The 16,941-nt window shown below is 66.0% G+C and carries 15 protein-coding genes; 9 read left to right on the plus strand and 6 right to left on the minus strand.

The window, feature by feature from the left end; genetic code table 11:
* Nucleotides 1–41: 41 nt before the first annotated feature.
* Nucleotides 42–2,063, minus strand: a complete 2,022-nt coding sequence (locus VKP62_03830; protein ID MEB3196313.1) for an MFS transporter — start codon at nt 2,061–2,063, stop codon at nt 42–44.
* Nucleotides 2,064–2,219: 156 nt separating this feature from the next.
* On the opposite strand from VKP62_03830, the gene VKP62_03835 reads away from it, so the two are divergent.
* Together VKP62_03835 and VKP62_03840 are read left to right on the plus strand one after the other, a co-directional pair.
* On the plus strand, nt 2,220–3,047 hold the full coding sequence (locus tag VKP62_03835) for a hypothetical protein (protein ID MEB3196314.1): 828 nt from the start codon (nt 2,220–2,222) through the stop codon (nt 3,045–3,047).
* Between the two features lie 16 nt (nt 3,048–3,063).
* Nucleotides 3,064–3,888 carry a hypothetical protein gene (locus VKP62_03840; protein MEB3196315.1) on the plus strand — a complete coding sequence of 275 codons (825 nt, stop codon included), beginning with the start codon at nt 3,064–3,066 and terminating at the stop codon, nt 3,886–3,888.
* Nucleotides 3,889–3,977: 89 nt separating this feature from the next.
* Here VKP62_03840 and VKP62_03845 read toward each other — a convergent pair whose 3' ends face one another.
* Complete coding sequence (locus tag VKP62_03845; GenBank protein ID MEB3196316.1) at nt 3,978–4,691, minus strand: RluA family pseudouridine synthase; 714 nt, start codon at nt 4,689–4,691, stop codon at nt 3,978–3,980.
* A 90-nt stretch (nt 4,692–4,781) separates the two neighbouring features.
* Nucleotides 4,782–5,696: a hypothetical protein gene (locus VKP62_03850; GenBank protein ID MEB3196317.1), complete on the minus strand. Its 915-nt coding sequence runs from the start codon at nt 5,694–5,696 to the stop codon at nt 4,782–4,784.
* Between the two features lie 237 nt (nt 5,697–5,933).
* Here VKP62_03850 and VKP62_03855 point away from each other — a divergent pair, with 237 nt between their 5' ends.
* The gene (locus tag VKP62_03855) at nt 5,934–7,628 is read left to right on the plus strand and encodes a glutamine--tRNA ligase/YqeY domain fusion protein (GenBank protein ID MEB3196318.1); all 1,695 of its coding nucleotides are present in this window, start codon (nt 5,934–5,936) and stop codon (nt 7,626–7,628) included.
* 15 nt (nt 7,629–7,643) lie between these two features.
* Here the strand turns inward: VKP62_03855 and VKP62_03860 are convergent, their stop codons facing one another.
* Together VKP62_03860 and VKP62_03865 are read right to left on the minus strand one after the other, a co-directional pair.
* A complete protein-coding gene (locus VKP62_03860) occupies nt 7,644–8,789 on the minus strand; it encodes a hypothetical protein (GenBank protein ID MEB3196319.1) in 1,146 nt (381 codons plus the stop codon).
* 156 nt (nt 8,790–8,945) lie between these two features.
* The gene (locus tag VKP62_03865; protein MEB3196320.1) at nt 8,946–9,530 is read right to left on the minus strand and encodes a hypothetical protein; all 585 of its coding nucleotides are present in this window, start codon (nt 9,528–9,530) and stop codon (nt 8,946–8,948) included.
* 148 nt (nt 9,531–9,678) lie between these two features.
* Between VKP62_03865 and VKP62_03870 the strand changes: the two genes are divergently transcribed.
* Nucleotides 9,679–10,311, plus strand: coding sequence for a methyltransferase domain-containing protein (locus tag VKP62_03870; GenBank protein ID MEB3196321.1), 633 nt, complete (start codon nt 9,679–9,681; stop codon nt 10,309–10,311).
* Nucleotides 10,295–10,483 carry a CPXCG motif-containing cysteine-rich protein gene (locus VKP62_03875; protein MEB3196322.1) on the plus strand — a complete coding sequence of 63 codons (189 nt, stop codon included), beginning with the start codon at nt 10,295–10,297 and terminating at the stop codon, nt 10,481–10,483. The genes VKP62_03870 and VKP62_03875 overlap by 17 nt, the downstream gene beginning before the upstream one ends.
* Nucleotides 10,484–10,538: 55 nt before the next feature.
* Here VKP62_03875 and VKP62_03880 read toward each other — a convergent pair whose 3' ends face one another.
* Nucleotides 10,539–11,354 (minus strand): hypothetical protein, encoded by an 816-nt coding sequence (locus VKP62_03880; GenBank protein ID MEB3196323.1) that lies wholly within the window; start codon nt 11,352–11,354, stop codon nt 10,539–10,541.
* 395 nt (nt 11,355–11,749) lie between these two features.
* On the opposite strand from VKP62_03880, the gene VKP62_03885 reads away from it, so the two are divergent.
* Genes VKP62_03885 through VKP62_03900 form a run of 4 tightly spaced genes read left to right on the plus strand, consistent with a single transcriptional unit; the run spans nt 11,750 to nt 16,849 of the window.
* Nucleotides 11,750–13,294 carry a hypothetical protein gene (locus VKP62_03885; protein ID MEB3196324.1) on the plus strand — a complete coding sequence of 515 codons (1,545 nt, stop codon included), beginning with the start codon at nt 11,750–11,752 and terminating at the stop codon, nt 13,292–13,294.
* On the plus strand, nt 13,287–14,717 hold the full coding sequence (locus tag VKP62_03890) for an SDR family oxidoreductase (protein ID MEB3196325.1): 1,431 nt from the start codon (nt 13,287–13,289) through the stop codon (nt 14,715–14,717). The genes VKP62_03885 and VKP62_03890 overlap by 8 nt, the downstream gene beginning before the upstream one ends.
* Nucleotides 14,698–15,321, plus strand: coding sequence for a hypothetical protein (locus tag VKP62_03895; GenBank protein ID MEB3196326.1), 624 nt, complete (start codon nt 14,698–14,700; stop codon nt 15,319–15,321). The genes VKP62_03890 and VKP62_03895 overlap by 20 nt, the downstream gene beginning before the upstream one ends.
* The gene (locus VKP62_03900) at nt 15,314–16,849 is read left to right on the plus strand and encodes a GMC family oxidoreductase (protein MEB3196327.1); all 1,536 of its coding nucleotides are present in this window, start codon (nt 15,314–15,316) and stop codon (nt 16,847–16,849) included. Before VKP62_03895 ends, VKP62_03900 begins: the two co-directional genes overlap by 8 nt.
* The last annotated feature ends 92 nt before the right edge of the window (nt 16,850–16,941 follow it).

Consider the following 16,941-nt stretch of genomic DNA (forward strand, 5'->3'; position numbering starts at 1 on the left):
AGCGCCACGCGGCTTCCGTCACGCGGCCGGCGAGCTAAGCGTCAGGGGCTCCCGGAACTCGGCATCTCGGAGGCCGTGGCGGCTTCCTCCGGAACCACCGCGATGCGCTCGGCTTCCCCGAGCAGCTCGGCGATCGTCTCGCGCAATTCGCTGGCCCGGACTTGCTCCGGAGCAACGGGAGGGGCCACGCGCAGGGTCACGGGCGACCAGATGCCGCGCCGAAAGGGACGCGCCAGCGCGGTACCGTCCACGTAGCTGAAATAGCTGCCCCACAGGCCCAGCAGAGCCATCGGCACCACCGGGACCGGGGTGCGCGCCACGATGCGTTCGACCCCGGTGCGGAATTCACACAGCTGACCATCGGGCGTCAGTTTGCCCTCCGGAAAGATGCAGACCAGATCGCCCGCCGCCAGATCCGCGGCAATCTGGTCCATGGCCTTGGCCAACGTCTCGGGGTCCTCCTTGGACGGATAGATGGGAATGATCTTGGCGTCGCGCACCAGCGCCTTCATCAGCGGATGCTTGGCGAAACCGGCCCACATGACGAAGTGGATCGGCCGGCGCACGGCGGCCCCGATGAAGAGCCAATCGATGAAGGTGACGTGGTTGCAGGTGAGCAGGGCGCCCCCCTCCTCCGGCACGTGTTGGATCCCTTCAACCTTCAGGCGATAGGCCGCGCGGGTGAGCAGGTAGCCGATGAAGCGCAAGGTGAATTCCGGGATCAGGCGGTAGATGTAAATGGCCACGGCGGCATTCATCAGCGCCAGCATCACGAACAGGTGGGGAATCGTCAGTGGCAGAACGGTTTGCGTCCCAGGGAGCGCCTGCCCGTTGGTCATCCCAATCAGCACGATCTGAATTGGCGCGTAGAGCACGATGAACAGGGCATTGACGATGTTGTTGGTGGCAATCACCCGCGAACGTTCAGCCGGTTTGGACCAGAGCTGCAGGGCCGTGTAGAGCGGCACCAGAAAGAAGCCCGCAAAGACGGAAATCAGGAAGAGGTCGGCCACCACGCGCCAGTTGGCCGGCTGCGCGAGCAACTGGGAGATGCCCTGCGGCACCGTCAGCGTCTGCGCCAGCGCCGCCGAGGTGGATGACGCGAAGGCCAGATCCAGCGTGAACAGGCTGACGCCAAGCGAGCCCAGGGGCACGAGGCCCAGTTCGAGCTTGTTGAAGGACAACCGCTCGCACAGCAGCGAGCCGACCCCGACGCCGACCGAAAACAGGGCCAGGAAAAAGGTGGCCACGGCCTCGTTGGCGTGCAGGGAATCCTTGACCCACGGCGTCATCAGTCCCAGGAAGGCAAAGCCGAACGTCCACAGCCAGGAAATCCCCAGGATCGAGTTCCAGAGGCCCTTGTCAGCAGCCACCGAGGCGCAGATCCGCCAGGTGGTGGTGATCGGGTTCCAGTCGACCTTCAGGTCAGGCGCCTCCGACGCGACGGTGGGCAGCCAGCGGGTGTAGGCCCAGCCCAGCAGCGAGAGCAGCAACAGGATGACGGCGAGGGCCGCGCTGCCGGAGGCGATCGCCGTACCCGCCACCGGGGCCCGCCACGCGATCAGCAACCCACCGGCCACCCCACCGAGCAAGATCGACAGGTTGGTGCCCCCTTCCACCAGGGCATTGCCGGTGACCAGTTCCTCCTCTTTGAGGTACTGCGGCAACGCGCTGTACTTGAGCGGGCCAAAAAAGGTGGCCTGGGTGCCGATCAGGAACAGCACCGTCAGCAACATGGCTGGGATCCCAAGGATGAACCCGGCCGAGGCGAATGCCATCAAGAACACCTCTGCCAGCTTGAATCGCTGAATCAGGAGGGTCTTGGGATACTTGTCCGCCAGCTGGCCGGCCAGGGAAGAGAACAGGAAGTAAGGCAGGACCAGCAGAGCGGTGGCGAAGGTGCCCATCTGCTCCGGGGCAATGCCCCAAACCGTGATGCCCTGGAAGGTCACCATGATGACCAAGGCTTGCTTGAGGACATTGTCGTTGAACGAGCCCAGAAACTGAGCCCAGAACAGAGGCGCAAAGCGGCGGGAGCCCAGCAGGCGAATCGGATGTGACATGCCGGCTTTCTACCCGGCGAAGAAGCCTCCCCCACCTGGTTTGAAAGCCGGAGTGAACGGAAGACGACGGGGTATATCCATGGCGCAGTCTTCCCCCTACGCAGGAGTTCTTGTTCGCCCATGGGCCTTATTCAGTCACTTGCGCAGAAAATCGGATTGTCTTTCCACGGCTCGCTCCAGGAGCGACAAGCCGTCTATGAGAAGGTGCTGTTGGAGGCCCTGGAGGACGGGGTGCTGACCCAGGCGGAGATCGATGAGCTGGACGGATTGCGCCGGCAACTGAAGCTGAAGGACGAGGAGGTTCGCTCGATCCGGGTCAGAGCCTTCCAGCGCGCGATCGAGGCCGTCAAGGCAGATGGGCTGTTCTCTCCCAAGGAAGAGAAAGACCTGGAAAAGATCGCGCAGTACCTCGGACTGGACGACACCCATCTGGCCCACAACCGCACGACGCTGGCCAAGATGCGGGTCCTGTACGAGATTCATAAGGGCAATCTGCCGATTGACCAGGTGGCGGGCATCTCACTGGAACTGGGAGAGATGGTTCACCTTTCCGTCCCCGCCTCGTTTTTCCCCATTCACGCCAGTTCCCGCCTGGCCAAAGCCGGTGCGGGCCCATTCTTCAGCGCCGGGAGCCCCTATCGCATGGGCCATGGGCGCCTCTACCCCCTCGCGGAGGATGAACTGGGAGAGGCGTTCTCCGGCATGCTCACGATTTCGAACCAGCGGGTCATGTTCAACTCCGGGCAGCACGCCTTTCGCTTGAAATACGACAAGCTCCTCGGGGTCACGGTGTTCTCGGACGGGTTCCTGCTGGCCGTGGACACGGGCGAACCTCGCGTGATCCAGCCGGCCAACCGGAAGGAACTCGAGGTTCTGCTGGCCATCATCTCGCGCTACCTCAATCCGCCGCCGAAGGTCGAGAAGCCCGCCCCGGGCAAGCTGCCGGCCAAGGGCCCCGGCAAACCGCCGCCGCCGCGTCGCTGACGCCTGCTTTCGCTGGATGCTGGAATGGCTCCTGCCGCTCGGCGGCATCTACCTGCTTCACCGCTTGGGCGTGATCGAACTCGACTACCCCGTCCGCTCGCGCATCCGCTGGCGTCGCAACACGCCCCGCCTCCCGCACGAGGACAAGACAGGCCTGTTCGACCCGGCCGCCGAGCCCGAAGTGAACCGCCTGGTGTCTCGTTACCAGCTGGAGGCTTGGGCGGAGGCGTCCGGCCGGGGGGCCTTCGAATGTTCGCTGATCTATCTGCACATGGTCGAACGGGCCTTCGAGGGTGCCGGGGTGGCTTTACCGGAGCCGCTCACAGCCGTGGACATCGGCCCGTGTGACTGGTTCTACGTCCAGTCCATCATCGGGTTCCTGCGTCATTGGGGCAGCGCAACGCCACGCACGATCCACTTCGATGGGGTGGAACTGGATGCCTATCGCCTGTACCTCGACCTGCGCTCCCGGCACGACTGGGCCGAGGCCTACATCGGTGATGTCCCCGGCGTGACCTATCTGGCCTCGGATGGCCTTGCTTACGAGCGCCAGGTGGATGTGGCGTTCATGTTTTTCCCCTTCATTTTCATGACGGACCACCGCAAATGGGGTCTGCCGCGCAACCTTTTAAGACCGGAGAGCCTGCTCGCCCACGTGGTCCGATGCCTGAAACCGGGGGGGACCCTGTTGATCACCAACCAGGGAGCGGCCGAACGGGAGCGGCAACACGCCATGCTGGCTGAGCTGGGCCTGGAGGTGAGCTGGTACGAGGCCTACCAGCATCCATTGGCCGCCTTTGAGCCTGATTGGCACGTCACGCTGGTGCGCATCCCGGCTTGAAAGCACGGCCCAGGCCTGGCGAAGGAGAATGGAGGGTGCCCCTCCGGTTGGGGAAGGGCCTGATCGTGGCGGTCAGGTGAGCATCGCGATCAGGCAGGCCAGCACCAGGCCGGATCCGGAAGTTCCCCCCAGGGGTCCCAGGTCGCGGGTGGCCCCTCGATCCACTGCAACGGCTCGCCGGTGATGGGGTGCGCCAGCGCCAGGAATCCAGCGTGCAAGGCCATGACCGGCCCCGCCGTGCCGTAGCGGCGATCGCCCACGACCGGCCAGCCGCGATGCGCCATGTGAACGCGAATCTGATGCGTTCGGCCCGTTTCCAGCTGCAAGCGCAACAGGCTGCGCCCCTCCCGCTGACACAGCGGGGCATAGTGCGTGAGCGCCGCTTTGCCATCCGAGCGAACCACCACCCGTTGCGTGTCATGATCGTCTCGCCCCAGCGGCGCCTCCACCCAGCCCGCGTCGTCGACCTGTCCCTCCACCCAGGCCAGATAGCCACGCCTCATGCGCCGCTGGGCCACCGTCTCCAGCAAGGGACGATGCGCCCGCTGACTGCGGGCGAACAGCAACAGGCCGCTCGTTTCCACATCCAGTCGATGGACAATGCCAGGCCCGGCCACGCCTCCGACCCCAGGCCAGGTCGGGATGTGAAACAACAGGGCATTCACGCAGCTCCCTTGCCACCAACCCGGACCTGGATGGGTCGCCATGCCGGCCGGTTTGACGACCACCACCAGATCGTCGTCCAGGTAGCGGACCGGCAGCTCCAGCGGCTGCGGCACGGCCGCATGGGGACGGAGCGTCATGGCGCACTGCCCCGGTCGGCACGCGCGCGGCAGCGCGGCGACGCGCAGCGGCCCGGCAGGCTCAGACCTTCCGGCGCGGGGGCGCGAACCTCAGAGACGACGCAAATTCTGCAAGGCACGTTGCTGGTACTTCTCGGCAAACGACCAGAGGCTCGGGACGTGGGTCAGCAAAGCATCACCGGCCTGCCAGACCCACTTGCGCCAGGACGTGATGTCCCACGCTTTGACCAGAGCGCTTTTGCCCGCCTTGAAGACACCCTGCTCGGAGATCGTCCCGACGATCTTGACCTGGCGCATGAGGTCTCCCGTCATCACCGCATTGCGCGCCAGGCGACGCGAGGCAGGGGCCAATTCGATGCCTGCAGCGGCCAGGGCCTCGTACACCGAGCGGGAACAGGACAGGGCGGCCGCCTTGTCCTTGAGGGGCGAGAGCAGGGCATAGTCGCGGCCTTGCAAGGCGTGGGCAGCGGCACGCAGATGCTTGAGCTGGGCCTCCGTGAGCGGCTTTTTCGGACGCCCGATCGCCACCTCAACGCCGGCCATGCGACGTTCGACCTTGCTCACGACCGCCTCGGTGGTGGCGATCGAGACGCCCTCCAGCGACATGGTGTCGAGCACCTGGCCATTTCCCAGGGCCAGACTGACGTGAGACCACTCGCCCAGATACTCGGCCAGACGACTGTTCGGGCGCGGGTCGCGCCAGAAGATCAGGTCGCCGGGCTGGGCGTGCTGCGTCAAGGCCGCCAGGCGAGCGTCGAAGCTCGCGGAGCGCTTGCGCACGTAAGCCACCTCGGGGTTCGAGGGCGCTGCGAGCCAGGCATCCAGGCCCGGGCGCTGAGCCGCGTCGACCGCGCCACTGCGAGCCAGCTCACTGAGGCGGGTGCGTTCTGCGGCATCGAGCGTGCCATCCAGCATCGCGGCGGACTGCAGCCGCTTCAGGGCGGACGCGTCGACCACGCCGGGCCGGGCCGAAAGCAGGTTATCGAGAAGTTGGACGGGGGCCACGGCTCACCTCGGTGCGTTCACGGACTGTCAAGAGGCATGTCGTCCCACCAGACCGGGGACGTGCGGATGAAAGGTGATATCAGGGTTAATATTTGGAAAAATTTGTGTTCCAGCGGGCAGCCGCCCCCAAGCCCGGGCGGCGAGGCCTCGCGTCAGCCGGTGAGACTGGCCGAAAGTCGCTCAGCGTGGTAGATTGGGTGCTTCATTGGACCCTTTTTCCGCCCGTGAGAGTCATCCGTGTCATCCGCCTCCGAGACCACTGCCAGCGAACGCACCCCCAAGGACTTCATCCGTGAAACCGTCGAAGCGGACCTGGCCGGCGGCAAGCACCGAGAAGTCGTGGTGCGGTTCCCGCCCGAACCGAATGGCTACTTGCACATCGGGCATGCCAAGTCGATCTGCCTGAATTTCGGCATCGCGCAGGACTACGGCGGACGATGCCATCTGCGGTTCGACGATACGAATCCGGCCAAGGAAGAAACAGAGTACGTCGACGCGATCCAGACCGACGTCAAATGGCTGGGATTCGACTGGAATGACCATCTTTACTTCGCCAGCGACTACTTCGGCAAGCTCTACGACTTCGCGGTGGAACTGATCAGCAAGGGTCTGGCCTACGTCGATAGCCAGACGCCGGAAGAGATGCGGGCCAATCGGGGCACCCTGACCGAACCGGGTCACAACAGCCCGTATCGCGATCGCAGCGTGGCGGAGAACCTGGACCTGTTCCGGCGCATGCGCGACGGCGAATTTGCCGATGGGGCGCATGTCCTCCGGGCCAAGATTGACATGGCCTCACCGAATCTCAACATGCGGGATCCCGCGCTGTACCGCATCAAGCGCACGCACCATCACCGGACAGGGGACGCCTGGTGCCTGTATCCGATGTACGATTACACCCACCCGATCTCGGACGCCCTGGAAGGCATTACCCATTCCATCTGCACGCTGGAGTTCGAGGACCACCGCCCGCTTTACGATTGGGTTCTCGACCACATCTCGATCGACACCCATCCGCAGCAGATCGAATTCGCGCGCCTGAACATCACCCACACCGTCATGAGCAAGCGCAAGCTGCTCGAACTGGTGACCACGCAGCGGGTCAGTGGCTGGGATGACCCACGGATGCCCACGATTGCTGGGCTGCGTCGTCGGGGCTACACCCCGCGCGGCATCCGCAATTTCTGCTCAGCGATCGGCGTGACCAAGGCCAATGGCGTGGTGGAGTACGGCCTGCTGGAGCATTTCGTGCGGGAAGACCTCAACCAGACCGCCCGCCGCACCATGGTCGTGCTGAAACCGCTCAAGGTCGTGATTGAGAATTATCCGGAAGGCCAGGTGGAATACCTGGAGGGCGAGAACAATCCGGAAGACGCCAGCGCCGGCAGCCGCCAGCTCCCTTTCTCGCGGGAGCTGTACGTCGAGCAGGACGACTTCCGCGAGGAAGCACCGAAAAAGTGGTTCCGGCTCTCCCCGGGCAAGGAAGTCCGCCTGAAGCACGCGTACTACATCACCTGCCGCGAGGTGATCAAGGACGCAACGGGCGAGGTGGTGGAGTTGCGCTGCACCTACGATCCCCAGAGCCGCGGCGGCACGCCCGACAATCGCGTGGTGAAAGGCACCTTGCACTGGGTCTCGGCGGCCCACGCCGTGCCGGTCGAGGTGCGAAATTACGAGGCCCTGTTCGCTGTGGCCTCGCCTTCCGGAGATCTCGACAACGAGCTCAACCCGAACTCGCTGGAAGTTCTGCAGGGCTGCCTGGCCGAACCTGCGTTGGCCGGAGCCCAGCCGGGCGAACGCTACCAGTTCCTGCGGATGGGCTATTACTGCGTCGACCGCGACTCCGCGCCGGGCAAGCTGGTCTTCAACCGCACCGCCACCTTGAAGGATGCGTGGGCCCGCATGGAGAAGCGTGAGGGGCAGCCGGGCTGAGGATGATCCCTGGGCCTATCCGGGGGGCCTCCATACAGGAAGACTCCACGGAGAGGAATAGCGACCCGCGTAAGAGGTGGCAGAAGACCCCCACCCAGTATAGTTTCCGACGCCGTCATCCATCACGTTGTTGGGGTCCAAGTCCATCACGGAGCGAAACTGGTCCGCTGACAGGGTGGTTTCACTCCCTTTGGTGGCATCGCGGAAGGTCACCTGACCGCCTGAGATGTCCTTCACCAAAACGACGTGGCCGCCCGATCCCTGATTGATCACCACGGAAGCCATTCCATTCGTATTCATGCTGTTTTCCAAGCTTTGCCAGGCTCTCTCAGGGGCTTGAAACGCACCTTTGGGGAGGCCGTCGTCTCCCGCGTTGCGTTGCTCTGGCGGCACTGAGGTGCCCATGATCGTCTTCAGTCCTGTCACCCGATTCAGCCGGTAGGCCTCGCGCAGGGCCAAGCCGCTGCCCCCCCCCTCGACGCGTTGGTCACGGGCCAAGCTGTAGCCCCCACGACCGGCCCCGTGATTCATCAGGGCCGCCTGCATCGTGTAATTGAGCTGCTTGTCGGGCGTGAGCCCGCGCTGAGCAGCAATGAAATCCGAGTTACTGGGCGGCGGTCCCGCCTGGTTGACCGTCAGGTCCACCTCCCCTCCGTCCCGCTGGATCGTGGTTCTGCCGTTTTTCATCAACTCGGTGGCCGCCTTGAAATATCCGGAGGGGTCCGTGGCCGCCCACATCTGCTGCGCATTGGCGGCCGCACAACTGGAACACCCGGGTATCTGGTCGACATTCGTTAGGGGCTTGGCAATACTCTGAAGGGCCGCGAGGGCGTGGTCCGGATTGCCGCCCTCCTCCAGAAACTGGTCCACGGCCCGTTGTAGTTCGGGCGACAACCTGCCACGGGCCTCGATGATACTCAGCCGTTCCTGAATGTCATTTTGCGTCCAGGGCATTCCCCCAAGGTCGGCCTGCGCGGCGGCCTTGAGTCGGTCCGATCCGCCACCGGAAAGGCCGTTCGACCCGGCTTCCCGGGAACGCCCCACCCGCTCATCGGAGCGATCGCTCGGCGCTTCCGATCGGTTCCGCAACTCGGTATCCGCCACGGAGCGGCTTTTCTTCACCCCATCCGAAAGTGGCCGGAATCTGGATATCTCGCTCACGGTGGATTCCCTCGCAGCTCAAGTGATGGGGAGACCGAGCGCACGCAGCGAGGCCGCTCGATCACTGCACACCCATGATCCGCATACCCGGCCTGAGGCCTATCAAACGTCCCCCCGAAACTGGTCATCCGGACAGGGTTTGAGCGGCGCCACGAATCAAGCGGGCGGCGTCGGTCCGCCGTTGCGATTCTCGAGGCGGGCGCGAATGATCGCGCCCAGCAACAACGCGAAGGGGAGCCCCACGCCGATGCACGCCCCGGTCGCAACGGCCCCGGCCGTACCCACCACGGCGGCTCCGATCGCCGCACCAGCCGCCGTCAGACCCGCCGGAATCAGGGCGCCTGTCACCATCTTCCAGCGCACCGGCGGGGAGGCGCCAGGCCGCGAGCCCTTCCAGATCTCCTCGGCCGCGATCAGTACTCCGACCAGGCTGCCGCCGATCACCGCCAAGCTGGCCCCCAGGACCGGATTGGCAGCCCAAACGCCCACCAACGCCCCTGTGCCGGCCAGCGGGAAGCTGAGACCGAAACTCGCCAGCACGGCCACGAGATCATCGAATCCGCCCCCGCCGCGGGTCACGCGCACGGGTCCCGGCTGGGCAGGCAAAGGCGGGGCCAGCCACTGGTCCGGGGCCATCGGAGGCAGCGGCGCAGGGGGAGCGGGAGCGGCCAGCGGTTGCGGTGGAAGGCTCGGCCCCAGGACTGGGGCAGAAGGGGGAAGCCAGGAAGTGGCTGGCAGCATCGGGGGCCCTCCTCGCGTCAGGCGTCGTACACGTGTTTCAATGGGTTGTCGCTGACAGGGCCTTGCGGCTTGTGCGCCCCACGCCCCCACCGTGTTAAGGACCGACTAATACGGGGGTAAATTTACACAAAGCCAAAGGGGGCAAAGGATGGTGGAATCTCGGGTGACCGAAGCCAGGCAAGCCGCGTTCTGGCAAGCCCGTTACGAGGCGGAGGACGCGCCGTGGGACCTGGGGCAGCCTGCCCCGGCCCTGCTGACCTGGCTGAAAACCCACCCGGGTGACCAGCGACGCGTGCTGGTGCCTGGCTGCGGTCGGGGGCACGATGCGCTGGCGCTCGCGGAGGCGGGCTACACCGTCGTGGCCGTGGACTTCGCCGCCAGCGCCCTGGACGCCTTGCGCCAGGCCAGCGCGGCGAAAGGCCTGTCGGTGTCCGTGCACGAGGCCGACCTTTTTGACCTGGACCCCGCCCGAGTGGGCCAGTTCGACCTGTGGTTCGAACATACCTGTTTTTGTGCCATCGATCCCGCCGAGCGGTCGCGTTATGTGGCCCAGGCCGCGAGGCTGTTGAGTCCCGACGGCCAGCTGATCGGGGTATTTTTCACCCACGGTGAGGCGGGTGGTCCGCCGTTTGACAGCCGCCCTGAGGAAATCCAACGCCTGTTTGCCCAGGACTTCGTTCAGCACGAACTCGTGACGACCCCGCATTCCGTGCCGAAACGACGCGGCAAGGAGACCTGGGGGCATTTCACCCGAAGGAGGCCCGATGGACACCACCGGTGAATATACCTGCCCCACCTGCGGCGAGTGCAGCGTGACCGGCGTGGACATCTCGCAGGGCATGTCCCAGCGACTGATCGAGGACTGTCAGGTCTGCTGCCGCCCGATGACGCTGTTCATCCGCTTCGACGAGGACGACTTCACTGTCTCCATCGAAGCGGAACCGCTGGACTAGGGTTCCTCCCCGCTTTCCAACCCAACGCGTTTCAGTTGGACCGAAACGGGTGGATTCAAAGCAATGCCGAAAGTGCCTCGTGAATCAGGGCGCGGCGGCGGCCGGGTGATCTTTCCGCCTCCACCGCAGCCAGCTGCGTCTGAAGCACGGGCGTACCGAGCAACTCGGTGGCCTCCTGCAAGGCCCGATGCCCGAGTTGCTCCCACTCCTCGGGGGTCACGGCGCTGCCGGGTTTGGGCGCCCGCGAAACAGCCAGACTGGCCATCACCAGTGCCACCTCGACGGGGTTGCCATCTTCCGGAAGCACCTCCAAGGCCGCCAACCCCTCCTTGGCCAACGAGAGACCCTCAGCGGGAGTCTCCAGAATGGCCAGGCCATCTTGCAGGAAATTCGCCAGCCGCATCACCTCCGGTTCGTTCACCGAAGCGAAGGCGCCTTCCGCGAGGCGATGTGAGAGGTCCAAGGCCTGGAGACGGCCCATGGGAGATCGGGCAGCGGGGGCGGACATCTGCTGGTCGATCGCCGCGCTGGTCAAGCGCGCCACCATGATGCGAGCCGCGGCACGATCCGTGTGAGTGGCGCGCAAATCGTGGTCCAGCAGGGCCGCCTCCAGCCACTCGCGGCGCGCCCGTGGGGATGGGAACAAGCGAGCGGAGTCGAGCAGGAAGGGCAGCGTCGTGTTGGCCGGCTGGCCGATCAGCCGCTTCAAGCGGTCGGCCGCAGACCTGGCGGCGACCTCATCCGGACTGATTCGAACACGGTCGGCGGGGATGCCCGCTCCCCCATCAGGCAGCGCGGCACTCGGGGCGGCGGGCGACGGGGCCTTGAATTCGCCGGGCAAGAGGGCCAGTCGACGGAAGGAAACGAGCATGAAAACACCTCGAGTATTCGGTGGGAATCTGGACGTGGCCAGCGAGGCTGGAATGGGCTGGAGATCCAGCCAGGCCTCGCCGCTGAAAACGTTATGAACCTGGGTGGTTACCGCGACGTTTCAAAGCGCCCGCGCCTTGGTTAATTTTTCACTAAGGAGGACTGAAGCCCTCAGCAGCCACCGGCTGCTCCCAACCGTGCGGCACGTTTGTCGGCTCAAATCGACCCCCGGAGCCTCGTGGCAGCGAATGGCCCAGGCGCGTGGCGAAATGGGGCACAGGATTTTCTCCACGGATGCGGAACAAGCCGGAAACAAAGTGGTTGTAACAAGGTATAAGAGGGGGCGTGGGGTGCTTGGCATCCCGAACTGTCCGAGCCCTTCTGGAGATGGCCCCCATGGGCACGCCCCCCACCCCGACCCTTCCGTTGATCTGGCTGCTGAAGCCCGGGCAACACCCGGCTGAGGTGCTTCTCTGGGCCCAAGGAAAAACGCTCCGCATCCCGCTGATCCCGGCCCCTGACCCGGGCAGCTTTCCGGAAGGTCCGGCCCGAGACGCGGTCGCCTATCTGCTGAGCCAGCGGGAGCATTTGCTGAGCTTGTGGGGATCCCGACCGGCCGCGCCGGAAGGGTTCGCGGGGGCGCGTGCGTTGCGCGTGATGCCCCTGGCCGGGCGCCGCTGGTGTTTCGAACTGGCTGGTGGGGTGGCGGTGGCCTGCCCCGCCGCCTTCCTGCCTCTCCTGGAGCGGACCCAGATGGCCAACCCCGTGGCACTGGAAGAGGGACGCTGGTGGATGTGGCCGGACGTGCCCGCGGCGATCTCCGTGAGTGAGCTTCTCTGGGCGCTCGCGCACGGCGCCGCCCAAGCCCCGAGCCTGGTGTGCGGGCGCGTGGGCGCGGCGCCAGCATCATCATCGGGCCAGCCCGCCCTCGCCCCCGTGGCGGAAGCGGCCGGCAGCCCGCCAGCGGTGGAGGCCGTGAGCGAGTTGAATGCAGTGACCGCCGCGCACCAGCCAAGCGTGGCCGAAAGCACCCAGGAGACCCTCGTTCCCGCCGAAGCCCCACGGGCGGAAGCGATCGCCGACGGTGCTTCCGTGAATGTCCCATTCGGGACGGCCACCGCTTCCGAGGTGGTCGCCCCGGTGCCCGTGGCCGCCCCGAACCCGTCGCCAAACGGAGACGTTTCGATGACGCAAGCCGTCCCGGTCGCGACGATGGAGGAAGCGGCCCCCATTCCCATGGCCGTCCCGGTCGCGGCGACCGAGGAAGCGGCCCCCATTCCCATGGCCGTCCCGGTCGCGACGACCGAGGAAGCGGCCCCCATTCCCGTGGCCGTCCCGGTCGCGACGACCGAGGAAGTGGCCCCCATTCCCATGGCCGTCCCGGTCGCCGCGCCCAGCCAGGCCTCCCCGGTGGCCGTGAACCCTCCGGACGCCGCGGCGCCCCCGCCCGTCGCCGAGGCCACCGCGCGGGGAGCGCGACGCCCCGCCCCCCCTGCCGCGGAGGGAGAATCCAAGGTGGACCGCCGCACGCGCGTGCAGGCCGGGTCGGTGCAAGGCATGATCCTGCTGAACGGCGAGTTCATCGACCAGTCCGAATACGGCCGCCTGACGGAGGAGCACACCAAACGCCGGGAAGCAGGGCAGACCGTGGCTCTCGGCCAGGTAGCGCTGGAGCTGGGGTACGTGACGCCTGACCAGTTGCGCTTCGTGATGACCCTGTCGCGTCGGGTCTCGGTGAAGGAGGACCAGCCCAAGCCACTGGCGCTGTTCTTGCTCGAACACAACGTGATCCGGCCGGTGCCCATGAACCTCGCGATGGAGAAAGCGCAGGAGTCCGGGAAACCGCTCGAGCAGGTGCTGGTAGAACTGAATCTGATCAACGAGGCCGCCTTGAAAACCTTCGTCGACATTCACCAACGGTTCAGCTCCAACCGTGGCTGAGTCAGCGCCCTCGCCCGATGTGCCGGGACTCAGTGCCGCCGAACTGGAAGCCTGTCTGGCGACCCTGCAGCGAATTGCAGATGCCCGGGTGGTGTTTCCTCGTGCCCATCGGTTGAGCGGCTTGATTGCGAAGCTGTATCGCGAGAGCCGCCGCCACGACAAGCAAACGGAGAAGCGGCAAGAACGTGAGGCGGACCTGGACCAGCAGGCCCAGACCATCATGGTGCAGATTCAGCGCGATGCCCTGCCATCTCCCGCGCTGGCCCTGCCGCCGCCGGAGCACATCGTGCGGCAACTCCACCAGCCTGAAACCTGTTACATCTGCAAACAGGAATACACGGAACTGCATTTCTTCTATCACCTGCTCTGTCCGCGTTGTGCCGCTTTCAATTTCGAGATGCGACAGGTCCGGGCGGACCTGCGCGGTCATACCGCCCTGGTCACCGGGGGAAGGGTCAAGATCGGCCACCAGACGGTGCTGCGCTTGTTGCGGGACGGCGCGCGCGTGATCGTGACCACCCGCTTTCCCTACGCGGCTGCCAAGCGCCTGCGCGAGGAACCGGACGCGGCCGAATGGCTGCATCGCCTGCAGGTATACGGGCTCGACCTGCGTAACATTCCCGCCGTGGAGGCCTTCGCGGCCCATCTGAGCGCCACGGAAAGCCACCTCGACATCCTGATCCACAACGCCGCGCAGACCATCCGGCGCCCCCCGGGCTTTTACCGCGAGCTGGCGGAACAGGAGCTGCAACCGTCGCTGAGTGTGCCGGAGGAAGCGCGTCGCCTGGTCTGCCAGGAAACCGCCCAACCGCTCATCAAGGCGCTGGCCGCCGGAGCCAGTGAGCTGCCCGGCGGGCCTGAACTGGTGCCCACCCAACTGGACGTGCTACCGGTGGACCGGCTGGCCGACCACGAGGAGCGGGCCGATCAGCGCGACCGCAACAGCTGGCTGTTGCGCCTGGACGAGGTCAGTGCCCCTGAGATGCTCGAGGTGCAACTGGTCAACACGGTGGCGCCGTTCCTGTTGAACGGTCGCTTGCGGCCCCTGATGCAGCGCTCCCCGAACGCCCGCCGCTTCATCGTGAATGTCTCGGCCATGGAGGGCCAGTTCAGCCGCCACAAAACCATCTACCACCCGCACACGAATATGGCCAAGGCGTCGCTCAACATGATGACCCGCACGTCGGGGGAAGACTTCGCGCGCGATGGCATCTACATGACCAGCGTCGACACCGGTTGGGTCACGGATGAAAATCCCACCCCCAAGCGCGAACGAGGCCAGCGCGAGCGCGGGTTTTTCCCGCCCCTCGACATCGTCGACGGCATGGCGCGCATTTATCACCCCGTGGCCTTCGGTCTCAGCAAACCTGAGGTGCCTTTTTTCGGGGTCTTCCTGAAAGACTATGCGCCCTGTCCGTGGTGAGGCCGGCGATCGCCGGCGCGGCGTGTCGCGCAGAGCCTTTCTGGGCGGCCTCGCGACGCTTTCGCTGGGCTATCCGCTGGCGGCCTGTTCCCCGCCACCCGCGCCGGGACGGGTGCTGACCGGTCCTCAGGGCGACCTCCTGGAGGCCTTGAGCGAGGCCCTCTGGCCGGCGGTCCACGGCCTACCCGGCAGCCGGGTCGCCCGGGTGGCGAACCGTGCGCAAACCCTGCTGGTTCATGCACCAGCGGACATGCAGGACGAGGTGCGTTTGCTGGTGGACACGCTCGACCGCTTCAGCTGGTTATCCGGGCGAAGCGGCTCGCTGAGCAGCTGGCCTCAGGTCCAGCGAGAGCGCTATCTGGCGGGCTGGCGAGACGCTCCCCTCGCGTTGTCTGCCAGAGCCTGGGCAGGGCTGGTGCGCCTCACCGGCACCCTCACCTACATGAGCCCTGCCAGCTGGCCGGCCATTCAGTTTCCGGGGCCCTGGTACGGCCGCCTGGACGTCGGCGTGGGACTGGACCACCGCCGAGTGCTGGGGGCCAATCCCAACCCGCATTGGGACCGCCCCTACCCACGCCAACCGGAGGGCGCCGTCCGTGCGTGATTGGCTGCCGTATGAGCCGGTCTCCCACCCGCGGGACCAGGACCTGGAAACCGACGTCTGCGTGATCGGCACGGGAGCGGGAGGAGCCGTTTTTGCCAGTGAACTGGCGGAGGCAGGCACTCGCGTGGTGCTGCTCGAGCAGGGCGGGCTGTACACCCGCCGGGACTTCACCCAGGACGAGGCCACCATGATGCCCCGCCTGTTCGAACGCGGCGGGGGCCGCACCACGGACGACGGCGGCATCACGCTGCTCCACGGGCGTTGCGTGGGGGGCGGCACCACCGTCAACTGGGCCATCTGTTTCGATCCCCCCGGGCGCGTGCTCGAGAGCTGGCGCGAGGGCCTGGGCTTGCCCGCGATGCACTTGGCCGATTGGCGCCCCAGTCTCGACAAGGTGCGCTTCGTGCTCAACGTGCAAAAAATGCAGGCGGAGGAGCTCAACGAAAACGCCCGCTTGCTGATCAAGGGCGCCACGGCCCTGGGAATGCGCGGCGAGCGCTTCGAGCACAGCCGCACGGCCTGCCTGGGCAGCGGATTCTGCATCCTGGGCTGTGCCTATGACCGCAAGCAGAGCATGCTGGTCACCTACGTGCCCCGCGCGATTCGTCACGGCGCCACCTTGCTGGCGCAGGCCCGCGCCACGGGTTTCGAACGGGAGGGGCCGCGCATCCGCGCCGTGCTCGGTGAACTGACGGACCCCAGCACCGGCACCCGCAGGCGCCTGCGGGTGCGCGCCCGGCACGTGGCCGTGGCGGCCGGTGCCCTCGGAACCCCGGCCCTGCTGCAGCGGGCGGGCCTGGCTAACGCCTCGGGCCGCCTGGGGAAGAACCTCGCCCTTCACCCCACCTCGGCGGTGTTGGCCATCTTCGATCACCCGGTGCGAGGCTTCGAAGGCATCCACTACGGGGCCTATGTGCCCGACCTGGAGCCGGAAGGCATCCTGATCGAATCGGTCTTCGCCTACCCTGCCCTGGCCGCCTCCACCATGCTTCGCGGGGGCCGGGAGGCCCAGCGGGCGATGTCGCAGTATGACCACTGGGCCGGCGGCATCGTCCTGCTGCACGACGACAGTCGGGGAGACGTTCAGGCGACCGGCCCCGAAGGGGCAAGGGTCCGCTACGCGCTGAATGCCGCAGACCAGGCCAAAATGCGCAAAGGACTCCTCGCGCTGGCGAACATCTTCCTGGCGGCCGGGGCGCGGGAGGTGCTGATTCCGCACGCCGCCTGCGGGCCGATCCGCTCGCCCGAAGAGGCGGAGCGGGTGATCGCCTCGCTGGACCTCTCCCCCAATCGCCTGGCCCTGTTCTCCGCCCACCAGATGGGCACCGCCGCGATGGGCCGTGACCCGGCCTCCAGCGTGACGGACGGGTTTGGTCGGGTCCACGGGATGGAGAACCTCTGGATTGCGGACGGTAGCCTATTCCCGACCTCACTCGGGGTCAATCCGCAGATCACCATTGCGGCGCTGGCCGACCGCAACGCCCGACACCTGCTTGCCCATTGGCAGGAACCTGCGGCGTCCTTATGATGCAAATCGACGGGTGAAACGCGTTTTCCATCCTGAACAGGAAGGTAAAGCTCGGCCCCGTCAGTCCTTTCCTGTTGAAGGCAAAGGGCTTG

Source organism: Candidatus Sericytochromatia bacterium (assembly GCA_035285325.1).
Lineage (GTDB): Bacteria > Cyanobacteriota > Sericytochromatia > S15B-MN24 > JAQBPE01 > JAYKJB01.